General features: G+C 41.3%; 13 protein-coding genes and 4 pseudogenes. 15 read left to right on the top strand and 2 right to left on the bottom strand.

Annotation, left to right across the window (positions count from 1 at the left end; translation table 11 throughout):
- Positions 1-18: 18 nt before the first annotated feature.
- A complete protein-coding gene (locus tag AB4X21_RS06670) occupies positions 19-1,020 on the bottom strand; it encodes a LacI family DNA-binding transcriptional regulator (RefSeq protein WP_155172112.1) in 1,002 nt (333 codons plus the stop codon).
- A 141-nt stretch (positions 1,021-1,161) separates the two neighbouring features.
- On the opposite strand from AB4X21_RS06670, the gene AB4X21_RS06665 reads away from it, so the two are divergent.
- The 12 genes and pseudogenes from AB4X21_RS06665 to AB4X21_RS06610 all read left to right on the top strand — a co-directional run.
- Complete coding sequence (locus AB4X21_RS06665; protein ID WP_369087692.1) at positions 1,162-2,328, top strand: galactokinase; 1,167 nt, start codon at positions 1,162-1,164, stop codon at positions 2,326-2,328.
- A 9-nt stretch (positions 2,329-2,337) separates the two neighbouring features.
- Positions 2,338-2,997, top strand: a pseudogene (locus AB4X21_RS06660) (HAD family hydrolase).
- On the top strand, positions 2,994-4,466 hold the full coding sequence (gene galT, locus AB4X21_RS06655) for a UDP-glucose--hexose-1-phosphate uridylyltransferase (RefSeq protein ID WP_155172108.1): 1,473 nt from the start codon (positions 2,994-2,996) through the stop codon (positions 4,464-4,466). The pseudogene AB4X21_RS06660 and the gene galT overlap by 4 nt, the downstream one beginning before the upstream one ends.
- 64 nt (positions 4,467-4,530) lie before the next feature.
- Positions 4,531-5,529 (top strand): UDP-glucose 4-epimerase GalE, encoded by a 999-nt coding sequence (gene galE, locus AB4X21_RS06650; protein WP_155172106.1) that lies wholly within the window; start codon positions 4,531-4,533, stop codon positions 5,527-5,529.
- Positions 5,530-5,616: 87 nt separating this feature from the next.
- Positions 5,617-6,567 (top strand): annotated as a pseudogene (locus AB4X21_RS06645) (hypothetical protein); the annotation flags it as partial.
- A gap of 2 nt (positions 6,568-6,569) precedes the next feature.
- The gene (locus AB4X21_RS06640) at positions 6,570-6,803 is read left to right on the top strand and encodes an Imm74 family immunity protein (RefSeq protein ID WP_024056346.1); all 234 of its coding nucleotides are present in this window, start codon (positions 6,570-6,572) and stop codon (positions 6,801-6,803) included.
- Between the two features lie 302 nt (positions 6,804-7,105).
- A complete protein-coding gene (locus tag AB4X21_RS06635) occupies positions 7,106-7,453 on the top strand; it encodes a barstar family protein (RefSeq protein WP_155124809.1) in 348 nt (115 codons plus the stop codon).
- Positions 7,454-7,496: 43 nt separating this feature from the next.
- Positions 7,497-8,276: a hypothetical protein gene (locus AB4X21_RS06630; protein ID WP_320910600.1), complete on the top strand. Its 780-nt coding sequence runs from the start codon at positions 7,497-7,499 to the stop codon at positions 8,274-8,276.
- An 11-nt stretch (positions 8,277-8,287) separates the two neighbouring features.
- Positions 8,288-8,593, top strand: coding sequence for a hypothetical protein (locus AB4X21_RS06625; RefSeq protein WP_003007809.1), 306 nt, complete (start codon positions 8,288-8,290; stop codon positions 8,591-8,593).
- A gap of 3 nt (positions 8,594-8,596) precedes the next feature.
- Positions 8,597-8,770: a hypothetical protein gene (locus tag AB4X21_RS06620; protein WP_195487816.1), complete on the top strand. Its 174-nt coding sequence runs from the start codon at positions 8,597-8,599 to the stop codon at positions 8,768-8,770.
- On the top strand, positions 8,767-8,976 hold the full coding sequence (locus AB4X21_RS06615; RefSeq protein WP_031573799.1) for a hypothetical protein: 210 nt from the start codon (positions 8,767-8,769) through the stop codon (positions 8,974-8,976). Before AB4X21_RS06620 ends, AB4X21_RS06615 begins: the two co-directional genes overlap by 4 nt.
- Positions 8,977-8,982: 6 nt before the next feature.
- Positions 8,983-9,366, top strand: a pseudogene (locus AB4X21_RS06610) (ISL3 family transposase); the annotation flags it as partial.
- 120 nt (positions 9,367-9,486) lie between these two features.
- Here AB4X21_RS06610 and gshAB read toward each other — a convergent pair.
- The gene (gene gshAB / locus AB4X21_RS06605) at positions 9,487-11,751 is read right to left on the bottom strand and encodes a bifunctional glutamate--cysteine ligase GshA/glutathione synthetase GshB (RefSeq protein WP_195487817.1); all 2,265 of its coding nucleotides are present in this window, start codon (positions 11,749-11,751) and stop codon (positions 9,487-9,489) included.
- A 381-nt stretch (positions 11,752-12,132) separates the two neighbouring features.
- Here gshAB and AB4X21_RS06600 point away from each other — a divergent pair.
- The 3 genes and pseudogenes from AB4X21_RS06600 to AB4X21_RS06590 all read left to right on the top strand — a co-directional run.
- Positions 12,133-12,339: pseudogene (locus tag AB4X21_RS06600) on the top strand (IS3 family transposase); the annotation flags it as partial.
- A gap of 550 nt (positions 12,340-12,889) precedes the next feature.
- Positions 12,890-13,927: a M42 family metallopeptidase gene (locus tag AB4X21_RS06595; RefSeq protein WP_320910601.1), complete on the top strand. Its 1,038-nt coding sequence runs from the start codon at positions 12,890-12,892 to the stop codon at positions 13,925-13,927.
- Between the two features lie 129 nt (positions 13,928-14,056).
- Complete coding sequence (locus AB4X21_RS06590; protein ID WP_320910602.1) at positions 14,057-16,042, top strand: peptide ABC transporter substrate-binding protein; 1,986 nt, start codon at positions 14,057-14,059, stop codon at positions 16,040-16,042.
- The last annotated feature ends 69 nt before the right edge of the window (positions 16,043-16,111 follow it).

Here is a 16,111-nt window from a genome sequence, read left to right as displayed (position 1 = left end):
CTTGGAAAGGATGGAGGATCATCCATTCTTCGTACTTTCTCTAATAGTTAGCTTGGTTCCTAGCATAGTGAGGGTTGGTATTTCTCTCGGAGATAGGACTTGTTTATTTAGTACATCCATTGCGGTTCGTCCCATTTCTTCTGTAAAAACGGTGATGGTAGAGAGGGGAGGAAAGACTTGCTTGGCTAAACTGGTATCATTAAAGGAAATGAGTTGGATATCATCAGGGACCTTAATGCCGGCCTCTTGAAAAGCCCGGAGAGCCCCAATGGCTAAACTATCACTCGCAGCAAAATAGGCATCTGGTAAGTGTAAGCCAGACTGAAGCTTAGAGGAAATGAGGTCATAGCCTGATTGAGCTGTAAAACTTCCAGTGAGGATGAGTTCAGGGTGATAAATACTTCTTTCAATACAATAGTTTCGATAGGCTCGTCGCCGAGGATCGGGAATACTTTCCAATAGGTCAGTTGTTTTTTCCTCACCGCTAAGGAGCCCAATTGTTTGACAGCCTTGTTTTCGTAAATAGGAAAGAGCAGTCTGTACAGCATTTTCAAATTCAGTCGCGACGCAAGGGTGACCTTGGTTAAGGGTGTTACTATCGACAAAAACCAGAGGTTTGTCTAGCCTTTCTAACTCAACAATCTGAACCCTACTAAACTTTCCGATACAAAGGACCCCAATAACTTCCTCACCTAATCGAAAAGGAATATCATTGAAATAGCGGAGAATCCCATAGTCGAGATCCTGTGCTCTTTTTTCAATGCCTAAGCGGATGTTGTAATAGTAGAGGTCGTCCAGCTCTCCCTCTTCACTTTTCCATTGGATGATGACAATTTGCTGTTTTTCTTTTTTAAAGTTCCCACTTTTCTGATGTCTGGTGTAGCCTAGTTCGTCAGCAACAGTCAAAATTCTGTGGCGGGTTTCCTCCGTTACAGAAAGACTGGCATCTTGGTTCAGAACACGAGAGACAGTGGCGATGGATACGTCTGCGAGGTTAGCAATATCCTTTAATGTGGCCATTCGTTTTCTCCTTCTTTCTTCTAGTATATCATAGGTTTCGTCATATTAGTGAATTTTACTAAAACTTTAGTAAAATAATTGATTTGTTGCATGAAAGGGGTTACACTAGTGGTAAATAACTATATAAGTGAGGTAATCTCAATGAATACTCAAGAACTTCGGGAAGCTTTTCAAACAGTCTTTGGAGCAGAAGCAGATCACACTTTCTTTTCACCAGGACGGATTAATCTGATTGGTGAACACACTGACTATAATGGTGGCCATGTCTTCCCGGCGACCATCACACTTGGTACCTACGGAGCGACCAGAAAGCGCGAGGACAAGGTCTTGCGTTTCTTCTCAGGAAACTTTGAAGACAAGGGGATCATTGAAGTCCCACTTGAAAACCTCCACTTTGAAAAAGAGCACAACTGGACCAACTATCCAAAAGGCGTGCTCCACTTCTTGCAAGAAGCGGGTCATGTCATTGATAGCGGTATGGATGTCTATGTTTATGGCAATATTCCAAATGGATCAGGCCTCTCCTCTTCAGCTTCTCTTGAGCTCTTGATTGGCGTCATCGCTGAGAAACTATATGATCTTCACTTAGATCGTCTAGATCTGGTCAAGATCGGGAAACAAACCGAAAATCACTTCATCGGAGTCAACTCTGGGATCATGGACCAATTTGCCATCGGTATGGGGGCTGATCAACGGGCTATTTATCTCGATACCAACACCCTAGAGTATGATCTGGTACCGCTGGACCTCAAAGACAATGTCGTAGTCATCATGAATACCAACAAACGCCGGGAATTAGCGGATTCCAAATACAATGAACGTCGTGCAGAATGTGAAACCGCCGTCTCTGAACTCCAAGAAAAATTGGATATCCAAACCTTAGGGGAATTGGATCTCTGGGCTTTTGATGCCTACAGCTACTTGATCCAGGATGAAAACCGCATCAAACGGGCTCGTCATGCTGTACTTGAAAACCAACGGACTCTCCAAGCTCGTAAGGCACTTGAAGCAGGTAATTTGGAAGGCTTTGGCCGTCTCATGAATGCTTCCCACGTATCTTTGGAGCATGACTACGAAGTGACAGGTCTAGAATTGGATACCTTGGTGCATACAGCCTGGGAACAAGAAGGCGTCTTGGGAGCTCGTATGACAGGAGCAGGCTTTGGTGGTTGTGCCATCGCCCTTGTAAACAAAGATAAAGTAGAAGCATTTGAAGAAGCTGTCGGCAAACGATATGAAGAAGTCGTTGGCTATGCGCCTAGCTTTTATATTGCAGAAGTTGCGGCAGGGACACGGGTTTTAGACTAGGTGATAATAATGGAAGCTGTAATATTTGATTTAGATGGTTTATTAGCTGATACGGAAATCATTTCTCTAAAAGTTTATCAAGAATTTCTTAGAGATTTTGGAATTCCTTTCACAGAAGAAACTTATTCTAGAGAATACAGCGGACATAAGGAAGAGGAGAATGTTCAACGATTTTTGAATACCTATGATTTACCCTGGAACTTTGACCAAACCTTGGATAGAGTTTATGAACTGGAAGCTAAAATCTTAGCCCAAGGTGTTCATTTAAAAAAAGGTGCTAAGAATTTACTTACTTTTTTGAAAACAGAGGGCATCCCAATCGCCCTAGCAACTTCAAGTGTTGAATCTCGGGCTAGAATGATCTTGGATAGCAATGGGATCCTGTCCCTATTTGACCATTTAGTTTTTGCAAAAGATGTCAAACGAAGTAAACCTTACCCAGATATATTTTTAAAGGCTTGAAGTGATTTGAATGCTTTACCAGAGAATTGCTTAGTACTAGAGGATAGTGAGGCAGGGATTGAAGCAGCCTATCGGGCTGGAATCCCAGTCATATGTGTTCCAGATTTAAAAGTACCAGCACAGTCTTTCTTAACTAAAGCAGAACAAGTTTTCCAGGATTTGGATGCTGTCAGAGACTATTTAAAACGTAAGAAGGAGAATCAATGAATCAGGGAATTTTGGATGCATTTGTCACAGCCGTCATTGCGGCAAGTGACTACGAAGAGATGGATCGGATTTATCTAAAAAATCGCGTCATGAGTCGCGTTGGAGAAGAAGGGCTAGACGCTCCAGCTCATAAGGCAGACTTGATTGCGCTCAAAGATCAGCTGGTAGAGATCGCTGTTGCAAATAACAAGATCCAAGACAGCATGGCCGCAAAAGACAGTTTGGGTGCGGAGTTGATGGATTGGATCACCCCTAGCCCTAGTCAAGTCAACCATTGTTTCTGGGAGACCTACCGTCAGTCTAAGGAAGACGCGATTGCGGATTTCTATGCCCTCTCTAAGCGCAATGATTACATCAAGGTAGAGGCCATTGCGCAAAATATTGCCTTTGAGGCAGAAACTCCCTACGGTTCTCTTGAAATCACCATCAATCTATCAAAACCTGAAAAAGATCCTAAAGACATTGCGGCGGCCAAGCTTGCCAAAGCCAGTCATTATCCAGCCTGCCAATTGTGCTTTGAAAATGAAGGCTATCAAGGTCGCCTAGACCATCCAGCTCGGGCCAATCACAGGATTATTCGCTTTGATATGGACGGTCATGATTGGGGCTTTCAGTATTCCCCTTATGCCTACTTCAATGAACACTGCATTTTCCTCGATAGCCAGCATGTGCCCATGGCCATTAGCCGCAAGACCTTTGAGCGACTCTTGACCATTGTCGAGACTTTCCCAGGCTATTTTGCGGGGTCCAATGCAGATCTGCCCATTGTAGGGGGATCCATCCTGACTCATGACCATTACCAAGGGGGACGCCACACCTTCCCTATGGAGTTAGCTCCTGTAGAGGAAAGTTTCACCATTAAGGGCTTTGAAGCTGTATCGGTAGGAATTGTTAACTGGCCCATGTCGGTTCTTCGTTTGAATTCAGATGACAAGGCGCAATTGATTGCCCTGGTAGACCATATCCTCACAGCCTGGCGAGGCTACTCGGACCCAGCAGTTCAAGTCTTAGCAGCATCCGACGGTCAGCCCCACCATACCATTACCCCCATTGCACGGATTCGTGATGGGCATTATGAACTGGACTTGGTGCTCCGTGACAACCAAACCTCACCAGAGCATCCCGATGGCATTTATCACCCACATGCGGATGTGCAACACATCAAAAAAGAAAATATCGGACTGATCGAAGTCATGGGCTTGGCCATTTTACCACCTCGCCTCAAAGAAGAGCTCAAGCAGGTTCAAGACTATTTGCTTGGACGTGAGAGCTCTGTGGCGACCTACCACCAGCCTTGGGCAGATGATTTGAAAGCTGCTCACCCAGCCATCACAGACGAAGCAGAGGCAGAAGCCCTTGTCCGTGAATCAGTCGGCCAGATTTTTGCGCGCGTGCTCGAAGATGCTGGAGTCTACAAGCGAACAGCAGAAGGACAAGCTGCCTTTAGACGCTTTGTTGCGACGCTTTAAGTGTGGAGAAGCGGCAGAAATTTGGTACAATAAGAGAGAAGACAAAGAAGCGAAAGGAAAACAAATGGCAATACTCGTACTCGGAGGAGCTGGCTATATCGGTTCCCACATGGTGGACCGTTTGGTCAATGAAGGACAGGAAAAAGTCGTCGTGGTCGATAGCTTGGTCACAGGCCACCGTGCAGCGGTGCATCCAGATGCCGTCTTTTACCAAGGAGACCTGGCGGATCAAGACTTTATGCGCACTGTTTTTAAGGAACATGCCGATATTGATGCGGTCATCCACTTTGCGGCCTACTCACTGGTTGCCGAGTCCATGGCAGATCCATTGAAATACTTTGATAACAATACAGCTGGCATGGTCAAGCTCTTGGAAGTCATGCATGAATGTGGGGTACACTACATCGTCTTTTCTTCAACCGCAGCTACCTACGGCATTCCAGAAGAAATTCCGATTCTTGAAACCACTCCACAAAAACCGATCAATCCTTATGGGGAAAGCAAGCTCATGATGGAAACCATCATGCGCTGGGCTGATCAAGCCTACGGCATCAAGTATGTGCCTCTTCGTTACTTTAATGTAGCGGGTGCCAAGCCAGATGGATCCATCGGAGAAGACCATGGACCAGAGACCCATCTCTTGCCGATCGTCTTGCAAGTGGCCCAAGGAAAACGCGAAAAGATCGCTATTTTTGGGGATGACTACCAGACACCAGATGGGACCAATGTTCGGGACTATGTCCATCCTTTTGACTTGGTAGATGCTCACCTTTTAGCAGTGGAGTATCTCCGAAATGGCAACCCATCGACTGCCTTTAACCTAGGATCTTCAACCGGATTCTCCAATCTTCAAATCGTAGAAGCAGCCCGCAAGGTGACGGGACATCCGATCCCACTTGAGATTGCTGATCGCAGACCAGGAGATCCAGATACCCTGATCGCATCATCTGAGAAGGCGCGTGCCATCCTTGGCTGGCAACCAAAATTTGATAATATCGAAACCATTATCCAAACAGCCTGGGCTTGGCATTCCAGCCACCCAGATGGCTACAATGATCGATAATAAGAAAACTCAAGTCAGTTGGCTTGAGTTTTTTTAGTTTGGAAAAAAGATATTACACAACTAAGCTTTTTATGTGAATAATGAAGTTTAGGATTATTACCTTCAGAATTAGCCAAGGTGGACCCGAAATTTAGGAAACGTATCGATGCAATGGATCAAGAAGCGTTAGAAGAGGCCTACCCAGAACTTAAAACATTGATCTCCATGGCTCATGTGAATCCATATGCACAACTATTTAAATCTGAAACAGAGCGAGCTAATTATCATTACCTACTAGACCGCTATTTCCTTTTAGATAGTCAAAAAATGCTCAGTTGGCGAGATCCTGCTTTTCAAACTAAATATGATTATTATATAATTGAAGAAGGTATTGATCCTTTTACAGGTAAACCTGCTACACAGGAAGAAATCAATCGTGCAAAAAATATCAAGAAGGTGAGAGGTTTTACTGATAGCCTCCAACTAGCAAGTACCTTGTATACATCTTATGTTGGATATAATCAGTACTACAATAAACCCTACACATCTTTCTCGGATGTATATAGTAAGGTAAAAGGGAAAATTCCTGTCTTCAATAGGAAACCAGTAATTCCTGTTTTTTCAAATAGATATTCAAAAATAGATTTTACTCAAACTGACTTTGATGTTGAGTTAATAAGAGGTAGATTGAAAACTGATCCAGATACGGCTTTTTTCTGGTCAGGACGAACAGATGGCATTGGAGGAATGGATGTTGCGAAAAAAATAGCAAAAAATAAAGGAGGAGTTACATTAGAATCTACGATTGATGATACGAACATTGTAATGCCTGAATGGGATTTTAATACTCCTTCAAGTGTAACAGCTTGGGAGGAAGCTTCGAATGTTTACGCAGAGCAAGTATCTGGTGAAATAAGAGCTGTAGTTGGTAGCGAACTACGACCAGGAAATATTTGGGAAAACATCGAACTACCAAGATTGAAGGCCAATCCAAATGTTACTAAGGTTACAACAATAGATCCTAAAACAGGGGTAGAAAAAATTATATTCGAGAGGTAGAAATGAAAATTACAGGAACAAGATCAACAATTACTTTTGATTTAGAGAATGGTTTCCTCATAAAAGCACAAGGAGAATTGCTGATCAATAAAAAATTTGTTGTTTATAAAGATAGTATGACACAATGGGAGCCTCCTCATGAGAATCTTCCGATAACTCAAAGAGAAATAGAAAATATTATTAATACAGCTAAAAAAATGGAGAGCAATCAAACTATTCAATTAGACTTTGTATAATTATATTGTATTCTAAGAGAAATAAATCTCTATACAAGTGGTCAGGTTGTCTATCATGGGACCAAACTCCTAGGTGGAAGTGAAGAAGATGCTCAAACTGCAAACTTTATCGGGAACATCGTAGGAGGTTATGTGGCCTCCTCAGCAACCAGCAAGTTTAGTTTGAATCAACCTATTTTTTCAAATCGATATTCAAAAATAGATTTTACTCAAAACAGAAGACCATTATAAAACATTTTAAAAAAATAGAATAGAGGTTTGAAATCCTGAAAAATAGAATTCATTACATTACGAAACTTGAAATGCAAGATCGATTGCCTTTCAGTGGCTTTGTAGCAAATTTTGATGGGAAGCAGATCCAAAACAAAGAAGAACTATTTCGTTTTCTTGAAAAAAATGTCGGACTTCCTGATGCCAATAATTGGTCATCTATTACAAATTGGCTGACAGACTTATCATGGATAAAAGCTGAAGAATACAACTTTATTCTTGAAAATTATGATAGCTTCTTAAAAGATGACTTATCATCTAAAGACTTATTTTTAGAAATTTTGGAAGAAGATATTCTTCCTTGGTGGGAATGCGATGTTGAAAAGCATGTTGTTGGCAGTAAGGTCAAGAGTTTTCAAGTTTACATAGTAGAAAATTAAAAATAGGACAAAGTTTTAAGGAGCTACCTTAAGGTAACCACTTATGTTGGATATAATCAGTACTACAATAAACCCCTATACAACGTTCTTGGATGTATATAGTAAGGTAAAAGGGAAGATTCCATTCTTCAATAGGAATCCAGTAATTCCTGAGGTTAACCTTAAGGTAGATATCAATGGTAAAACTATAACAGAAACCACAAAACCTTATGATCGCGAACATATTTTACGAAATATAGAAGAAAGCAGGCTTGCGAGGGAGAATTCAGGGTTTAAAGACTTTTCAACCACGAGGCTTCAGCCGGTAGTCAAGCCTCAGCCTGCACCTAAGAATTTAGATGTTGAGGGACCAGTAGTAAATAATATTCAATCTAAATATCCCGATTTGCAAACTTATGAATATAATTCATATACAAATCCTGGTCCACTAAATGATTTAAGAGGTCAGCCTAATGTTAATTTTTATGGGGGACGGTATGATGTTGAAGTTTTGAAGTCTCCCAAAATATTATATCGAGCTGGCGACCAAAGCAATCCGCTAGGGCAATGGTTTACAGAATCAGCCCCACATTCTGAGATAGAAGTTAGAATAAATACGGCAGTAAAACCAATTTGGACAGATCGTTCAGGAAACTACACTGGTAGCTCTCCTTTAAATACAGTTTACGAAATAAAAATACCAGCTGGCACAACAATATACAGAGGACCTGTTGCGAGTCAAGGAGGCATCTATCAAGGTGGTTTGGAATATGAACAAATTTTTATTGAAACTCCGTGGAAAATAGAAGGTGTAGAGGTTATTAGCTCAAAACCATTAAATTAGTGAGGAAAGAAATGAAACGAAAAGAATTATTAGATAATATCAAATTAATATTACCACTATTAAATCAATACAATGATGGGACAATTCATGTACAAATTTCATTTTTACAAGGATTAGAATGTGCATTGGAAAATGGTGACTCACTCCCTACAATAAGAGAAATTAAAGATATCCTTTATCCTCCAAGAGGAGGTCTATCAGACTTTTTTGTTTGGAAGAATGATTATTTGGAACGACTAAAAATTAATGAAGAAATTGAAGCCTACAATAATAGATTATGGGAGCTTTTAAATCAAATAGAAAACTTGGAATCATAGTAAATGCATCAAATTTTAAAATTAGAAGCATTTCATCAATCTCATACAAGAATTCCAAGCGGAAATGAAGCATCTGCTTTTGAAGATTTTTGGAAACCAGGAGGACAAACCTTCCCAGGAAATATGCCAGAAGGCATCATGAAAGATATTAGTACCCAAAGAGGAGAACATACATGAAATATAGTAAACTAGGCTGGGAAGAAGTTAGTAAGTTTGAGGAAATAAAAGGTTATGGACAACATATTTGGCGACATCATGAGAAATATTTTTTTGTTACTGATGAAGGAGGAATAGCTGAACAGAGGGTAGTCTATGAATTACCATTAGAACTATTTCAATCACCCTACCAAGTTTTTCTGAGTTACTTGAAAAGTCTAACTTAATTTGACAATTTAGGCAATAAAGAAATCCTAGACAAGCTTTTGAGCTATTCAGAAGACTTGAAATACCACTATAATCTCTATCAGCTCTTGCTTTTTCACCTTCAGAATAAGGAACCAGAGAAATTTTTTGGACTCATTGAAGACAATATAAAGAAGGTTCATTCTCTTTTTCAGACTGTCTTTAAAACATTTCTAAAGGACAAAGGGAAAATCATCAATGACCTTCAGTTATCCTATTCCAACGCAAAATTGGAAGCGACTAATAATCTCATCAAACTTATCAAACGCAATGCCTTTGGTTTTCGGAACTTTGAAAACTTCAAGAAGCGAATTTTCATCGCTCTGAATATCAAAAAAGAAAGGACGAAATTTGTCCTTTCTCGAGCTTAGCTTTTCTTCAACCCACTAAAGTTGACAAAAAGCCGTAGATTTTAGGTATTTACCTTGTCTACTTAAGAGGTATCATATCATCGAGATAAAGGTGATTTGTTTGTTCCTAAGAATTAGGTTTTAGGTTTGACTTGTGGCAACTTCTGGAAAAAGCTTGTCTAGAATTTTTGGAGTGATAGCTTGTCCAGGACCTTCAGCACAATAGGTGTGAATATACATAGCGGGATTGAAGTTGAGCTCGATACAAGTGAAATGAGGTTTTTCCTTGCTAGCAGGCTGAGTTTTATCTGGAATGATGAGGTCAACCCCGCAAGCCCAGGCCCCCATGCTAGTTGCCATAGCTGCTGCCAATTCTTGGTAAGAGGAATCTATTGTCTCAGTGACATCAATAGAGTCACCACCCGTAGAAATGTTGGAGTTACGGCGGAGATTGACCTTTTTCCCTTCTGGGAGAATATCATCAGGTGCATAACCTTGCTGAGTCAACATCAATTGTTCGATGTCTCCTAGCTTAATGATTTCCAGAGGTGAGCGGTGGTCACGGCCTCGCAATGGATTGGCATTTTTCTGAGCGACTAATTCACGAATGGTGTGTTTGCCATCACCGACAACATTAGCAGCGACACGAAGGAGGACAGACTCACAACGCCCGTCCAGAATGAAGAAACGGTATTCGGTTCCTGGGATAAATTCTTCAACAAGAACAGCTGTATCTTCTTCAAAGGCAATCTCGAGAGCTTTCTTATAGTTATCAAGGCTGGCAGGCTCTTGGAAAATGGAAATGCCCAGACCGAAGTTGGTTGATTTTGGTTTAACCACAATTTGCTTGCCCTTGATAAGAGGATAGTAGGCTAGACCTTGTTCTAGACTGGTAAATTCGTCGCCGGCAGGGACAGGGAAGCCAGCATCAGCCAGGATTTTTTTGGTCACGGTTTTATTAGCCATGGCAAGAGGAACTACATAGTTGTCTTTTGAGGTCATGTTACCATTTTTGACGTACTCAACATGATCTTTATGCCAGAGTTTAAGGAATTGATCCTGCTCATCTAGGATTTCAAAATGAAGCCCTTTTTGAATGGCATCAAAGAGCAGCATCTGGGTAGAAAGTTCCATCTCCTCATAACCCTTAAGGGCATAGTGGGCAGTCCAGTCGTAATCATGATAGGCAAGCGCCTTGTCAAGGGCAAAGTCAGAAAGGGACTTGTCTTTGATATGAGGAAGAAGTTGAGCAGCTAGTGTCTGACTGGAATCTGCAAAGGCATCTTTAACTTGTTTGACCAGCCCTTGATGATAGTCACCAAGCCCAAAATGTTGCACCAGTTGGTCTAGAGCTGTCGTAATGTTCTGAGTTTCAGCTTCAGAAGGTAGAGGTTCTAAAGGATGAGAGAGGGCAATTTTTTCATTCAGCGCGTGACCTTGAGCCAGAGCCTGATCAACATTTTCAGGGGCATCCAGCCAGAGGAAGGCTAGAAGGAGTAGGTGTACGGTATCCATGGTAGTTTGGCTAATACCGATACGCTCAAAGGGGTTGAGGTCGAAGTTACGGAATTCTAGGTAGGTGATTCCCTTGTCAAGGAAGGAGCGATTAACCTTTTGTCCACGGAAACGAACAGCCGAGTAAAATTCCTTTTCCGCAATCAAATCACCTTGTTCGATATAGTTTTCGATGGCAGAGACATAGTCTTCTAGGCTTGCAAAAGATACTTGTATTTCTTCCTTATTGACATAGCCGTGGTCACTGTTACGGAAGGAACGCACAGGTTCTGGAACTTCTTGGTCGAAGAATCCTTGCTCAGCAATAGGTGCAGCCCCAAAAAGATAGGTAATCACCCAACGGTAGCGCAAGTAGTTTTGAGCCAGCTTAAGATAGAGGGCGTTTTTGAAAGCAATTATATCAATCTGGTCACTTTCTTGGAATAGGGCTTCAACCAAATCTTTCCCTAGTTCCATATTATAGTGGATACCTGAGATAGCTTGTAGTTTAGTTCCGTATTTTTCGGCCAGGTAGTTACGATAATGGCGTTCAAATTCATTTTCCAGTTGGGCAACTTGGATTTCTTGGGCGTTGATACGAGGAGGCATGGACAAGGGCCAGAGAAGTTCATCTTTACTGATGGAACGTCCAGCTACATCGGTAATGGCTCCAAGAAATCGACGAGCCTCAGTGGTAGATTTAGCAACTGGTGTGATGAGTTCCATCTGAAACTCACAAAAATCTGTTTGAATATAAGGGTGGAAACTTCGAGCTCCTAGCCATGAAGGGTGAGGCGTATGTGCTAATTTTCCCTGTCTATCGACACGAAGACTTTCGCGTTCAATTCCAAAGTTAGCTTGAAGGATAGGGCTAGTAGGCTCCAGCTTTTGAAGCAGTTGATTTATAGTCATAGAGTCACCTTTTCATCTAATGTTAGTGATAGTCTATTATAAATAGGAGAAGAAAACAACTTTCCGCTACGGTTAAGGGGAATTTCCGAATGTTTCAGATAAGAATTCTTAAAACCAATTGTTTTTTAGCTCTATTATATGCAAAAATTGTAAAATACCCACTGATTTTTATGTAAAATGTTATTTCTCTTGGAATTTAAATCAAATTAGCCTATACTAATGACGTATATATGAGAACGAAAGAATCCCTAGGGTCGGCACTGCACCCATAAAATGAGACACAAGAAAACACTCCTGTTGAATTCTGGTAAACTAGAAACAGGGGTGTTTTGTTATGGTCAAAAAGCATATTCAGTAGAAACTAAACTAGCCTGTATCGAAATGAAGAAGGCAGGCAAATCAAATAAAGTTATCATGGATACCCTCAGCATCAAAAATGCTAGTCAGGCCAAGACCTGGTAGCGATGGTATCAGAATGATGAATTGTACCGTTTCCAACAACCCGTGGGGAAACAATATACTTATGGTAATGGGATGAAACAGTTATCTGAAGTGGAACAGTTACGTTTGCAGGTAGAATTACTAAAAAAGTATCAGAACTTGATAAGAGAATCGACAAAGTAAGTCTTATCAAGCTAGTAGAAGAGTATAAGAAAACGTGCCCTGTATCGATTATTTTAGAATGTTTCGGCGTCAAACGCTCCACCTTTATCGCTGGAAACAGGAGTGTAAGAATTCTCAGAAAAGAGGCGAAATAGCAGATAATGGCTGTATCGAATGGTTTCACTCTGTTCTCAAGTCTGAAACCTTCTATCTCCATAAGTGGAGAAACATAACTGAAGATAGTCTAACAGATATTGTCAAAAATTACATCATATTTTATCCTGATAATTATGTATCACCATTGAAATAGCCTGCGTGGAACTTGTTTAGACACCGTTAGTTGTGGACAAGTTTCTTTTTTTATTTTAGGTGCACTAGATGAATCTCTCCCAAAATGTGTTGAAAATATAAATAGAACTCTGGCTTTCTCCTAATGCAAGTACGGGAAGAGTTGAAAAACTCCAACCTGTAACCTCTCCTCTAGCTATTCCACCTATTTCATGCTAGAATAAAGAAAAACACATTTGGAGGCATTATGAATCAGACAGTGACTTATTTGCAGGAATTGACAGCCATTCCTTCACCGACCGGTTATACACGTGAGATTGCAGATTACTTAGTCAACACCATTGAAGGCTTTGGGTACGAAGTAACTCGGACTGCTAAGGGTGGGGTGAATGTGACCGTGCCTGGTGTGATCACAGACAAACAACGCTACGTCACAGCCCATGTGGATACCTTGGGAGCTATTGTCCGCGCGGTGAAAGCTGATGGCCGCCTCAAGCTAGACCGTATCGGCGGTTTCCCTTGGAATATGATTGAAGGGGAAAATTGTACGGTCCATGTAGCCAATACAGGAAAGACTCATTCGGGTACGATTTTGGTCCATCAGACTTCTTGCCATGTCTACAAGGATGCGGGAACTGTCGAGCGGACCCAGGACAATATGGAAGTCCGTCTGGATGAAAAAGTAACCAACGAAAAAGAAACCCGTGCCCTTGGTATTGAAGTGGGTGACTTTGTCAGCTTTGATCCCCGGACCATTGTGACAGATACTGGCTTTATCAAATCTCGCCACTTAGATGACAAGGTGAGTGCGGCGATTCTCTTGAATCTTCTGCGCGTGTACAAGGAAGAACAGATCCAATTGCCAGTAACGACCACCTTTGCCTTTTCAGTCTTTGAAGAAGTGGGGCATGGGGCTAATTCTAGTATTCCAGCTGAAGTGGTCGAATACTTGGCAGTGGACATGGGAGCTATGGGAGATGACCAAGCAACGGATGAATACACGGTATCCATCTGTGTCAAAGACGCTTCAGGACCATACCACTACGAATTCCGTCAGCATTTGGTAGCCTTGGCAAAAGCCCAAGAAATCCCTTATAAGTTGGATATCTATCCTTTCTATGGATCAGATGCCTCTGCAGCCATGAGCGCAGGAGCAGAAGTCAAACATGCCCTTCTCGGAGCAGGGATCGAATCTAGCCACTCATATGAGCGGACTCACTTGGATTCTGTAGTCGCAACAGAGCGCATGGTCGATGCCTACCTCAAGAGCGACTTGGTAGATTAAAATTTGGAACTACTCTCCGGAGTAGTTTTTTCTTAAACTAAAACTAAAATTTTCTGAAAATTCCTTTTCTTCTGAAAATCTTTGTGGTATAATCTTAAAATAAACTTAAAATTTCTTAAGGAGTTTTACATGAAAAAAAGAAATGTCATTGCACTTGCGGGAGTTGCCCTCCTTTCAGCAGGTATCCTAGCAGCTTGTTCAGGTGGTTCTAAATCATCTAGCTCAAGCAACGGTCAAAAATTCTCATATGTCTATGAGACTGAGCCAGAAAACCTAAACTATATCACATCTGGTAAAGCAGCAACCCACGATATCACAGGAAACTTGATTGATGGTTTGTTTGAAAATGATAAATACGGGAACTTGATTCCATCTCTTGCAAAAGATTGGACAGTTTCGCAAGATGGCTTGACTTATACTTATAAACTTCGTGATGATGCTAAATGGTATGATTCAGAAGGCGAAGAGTATGCGGATGTAACAGCTAAAGATTTCGTCACAGGGATCAAATATGCGGCTGATAACAAATCAGAAATGCTCTACATCATCCAAGATTCTATCAAAGGCTTGAATGACTACGTCAGTGGTAAAAATAAAGATTTCTCAGCTGTAGGAGTAAAAGCAGTTGATGATCATACCCTTCAAATCACTTTGAACCAACCAGAATCTTACTGGAACTCTAAATTGACTCTTGGGATCACTTTCCCTGTCAACGAAAAATTCGTGAAATCAAAAGGGGATAAATTCGCTCAAGCAAGTGATACTAGCTCCCTTCTTTACAATGGTCCTTACATCTTGAAGAGCTTTACTTCAAAATCTTCTATCGAAATGACCAAGAATGAAAACTACTGGGATAAAGACAAGGTCTACATCTCAGATGTGAAATTGGAATTCTACGATGGACAAGACCAAAGTAAATTGGCCAAATCATTCGGAGAAAATACTCTTAGCTTGGCAAAACTCTTCCCAACTGGATCTGGTTACTCAGAGCAAGCTAAAGAATTCAAAGATGAAATCACCTACACTCCTCAAGACGCCGCTTCTTATGTTATTGGTACCAACATCGACCGTCAATCTTACAAACACACTGCTAAGAAGACCGATGAAGAAAAACAATCTACTAAGAAAGCTCTCTTGAACAAGGACTTCCGTCAAGCGATCAGCTTTGCCTTCAACCGTGAAGCGTATGCTGCTCAATTGAACGGAAAAGACGGAGCAAGCAAGATCATCCGTAACCTCTACATTCCACCAACATTTGTCCAAGCTGATGGCAAGACCTTTGGTGAAATGGTGAAAACACAATTGGATACCTACGGAGATGAGTGGAAATCTACTAAACTAGACGATGGTCAAAATGGTCTCTTCGATGCTAAGAAAGCGAAGGAAGAGTTTGCAAAAGCGAAGACTGCCTTGGAAGCAGAAGGTGTGAAATTCCCAATTCACATCGATATGCCTGTAGACCAAACCACACCATCAAGAGTTCAACGGGTACAATCCTTCAAACAATCAGTTGAAGAAGCACTTGGTAAAGAAAATATCGTCATCGATATCCAAATGCTTTCGAAAGAAGACCTTCAAAATGTGACCCTCTTTGCGCCAAATGCGGCTGGCGAAGATTGGGATCTCTCTGATAATGTTGGTTGGAACCCTGACTACCAAGATCCATCAACTTACATGGATATCTTGAAAGCTTCATCTGGTGAAAATACTAAGACTTTCCTTGGATTTGACCCAAGTGAAAACAATGAAGCAGCTAAAAAAGTTGGTCTTTACGATTTTGAAAAGATGATCAAAGATGCTGGTGCAGAATCACAAGACGTCAACAAACGCTACGAAAAATATGCGGCAGCGCAAGCTTGGTTGACAGATAGTGCCCTTGTTATCCCAACTTCTTCATCAACTGGACGTCCATTCTTGACACGTATCGAACCATTCTCAGCTCCATTTGCATGGACTGGTGGTAAAGGAAAAGACCACGTGATCTACAAAGGAATGAAACTCCAAGATAAAGCTGTGACAACTGCTGACTACAACAAAGCCCTTGAAAAATGGCAAAAAGAACAAGCAGAGTCAAACAAAAAAGCACAAGAAGATCTTAAGAAACACGTCAAATAAGGATCGATAACCGAGGCTGATGCCTCGGTTTTTTGTGGGATCATTTGAATATCTACTTGATATAAAAAC

This window comes from Streptococcus sp. CP1998 (genome assembly GCF_041026655.1).
Taxonomy (GTDB): Bacteria; Bacillota; Bacilli; order Lactobacillales; family Streptococcaceae; genus Streptococcus; species Streptococcus dentalis.
Note: the sequence above shows the minus strand (reverse complement) of the source record. Positions and strands in the feature narration are given on the sequence as shown.

What these genes read in the sequence shown, in the direction of transcription:
- AB4X21_RS06670 (WP_155172112.1), bottom strand. Translation starts at nt 1,020, where the DNA reads ATGGCCACATTAAAGGATATTGCTAACCTCGCAGACGTATCCATCGCC.
- AB4X21_RS06665 (WP_369087692.1), top strand. Translation starts at nt 1,162, where the DNA reads ATGAATACTCAAGAACTTCGGGAAGCTTTTCAAACAGTCTTTGGAGCA.
- galT (WP_155172108.1), top strand. Translation starts at nt 2,994, where the DNA reads ATGAATCAGGGAATTTTGGATGCATTTGTCACAGCCGTCATTGCGGCA.
- galE (WP_155172106.1), top strand. Translation starts at nt 4,531, where the DNA reads ATGGCAATACTCGTACTCGGAGGAGCTGGCTATATCGGTTCCCACATG.
- AB4X21_RS06640 (WP_024056346.1), top strand. Translation starts at nt 6,570, where the DNA reads ATGAAAATTACAGGAACAAGATCAACAATTACTTTTGATTTAGAGAAT.
- AB4X21_RS06635 (WP_155124809.1), top strand. Translation starts at nt 7,106, where the DNA reads ATGCAAGATCGATTGCCTTTCAGTGGCTTTGTAGCAAATTTTGATGGG.
- AB4X21_RS06630 (WP_320910600.1), top strand. Translation starts at nt 7,497, where the DNA reads ATGTTGGATATAATCAGTACTACAATAAACCCCTATACAACGTTCTTG.
- AB4X21_RS06625 (WP_003007809.1), top strand. Translation starts at nt 8,288, where the DNA reads ATGAAACGAAAAGAATTATTAGATAATATCAAATTAATATTACCACTA.
- AB4X21_RS06620 (WP_195487816.1), top strand. Translation starts at nt 8,597, where the DNA reads ATGCATCAAATTTTAAAATTAGAAGCATTTCATCAATCTCATACAAGA.
- AB4X21_RS06615 (WP_031573799.1), top strand. Translation starts at nt 8,767, where the DNA reads ATGAAATATAGTAAACTAGGCTGGGAAGAAGTTAGTAAGTTTGAGGAA.
- gshAB (WP_195487817.1), bottom strand. Translation starts at nt 11,751, where the DNA reads ATGACTATAAATCAACTGCTTCAAAAGCTGGAGCCTACTAGCCCTATC.
- AB4X21_RS06595 (WP_320910601.1), top strand. Translation starts at nt 12,890, where the DNA reads ATGAATCAGACAGTGACTTATTTGCAGGAATTGACAGCCATTCCTTCA.
- AB4X21_RS06590 (WP_320910602.1), top strand. Translation starts at nt 14,057, where the DNA reads ATGAAAAAAAGAAATGTCATTGCACTTGCGGGAGTTGCCCTCCTTTCA.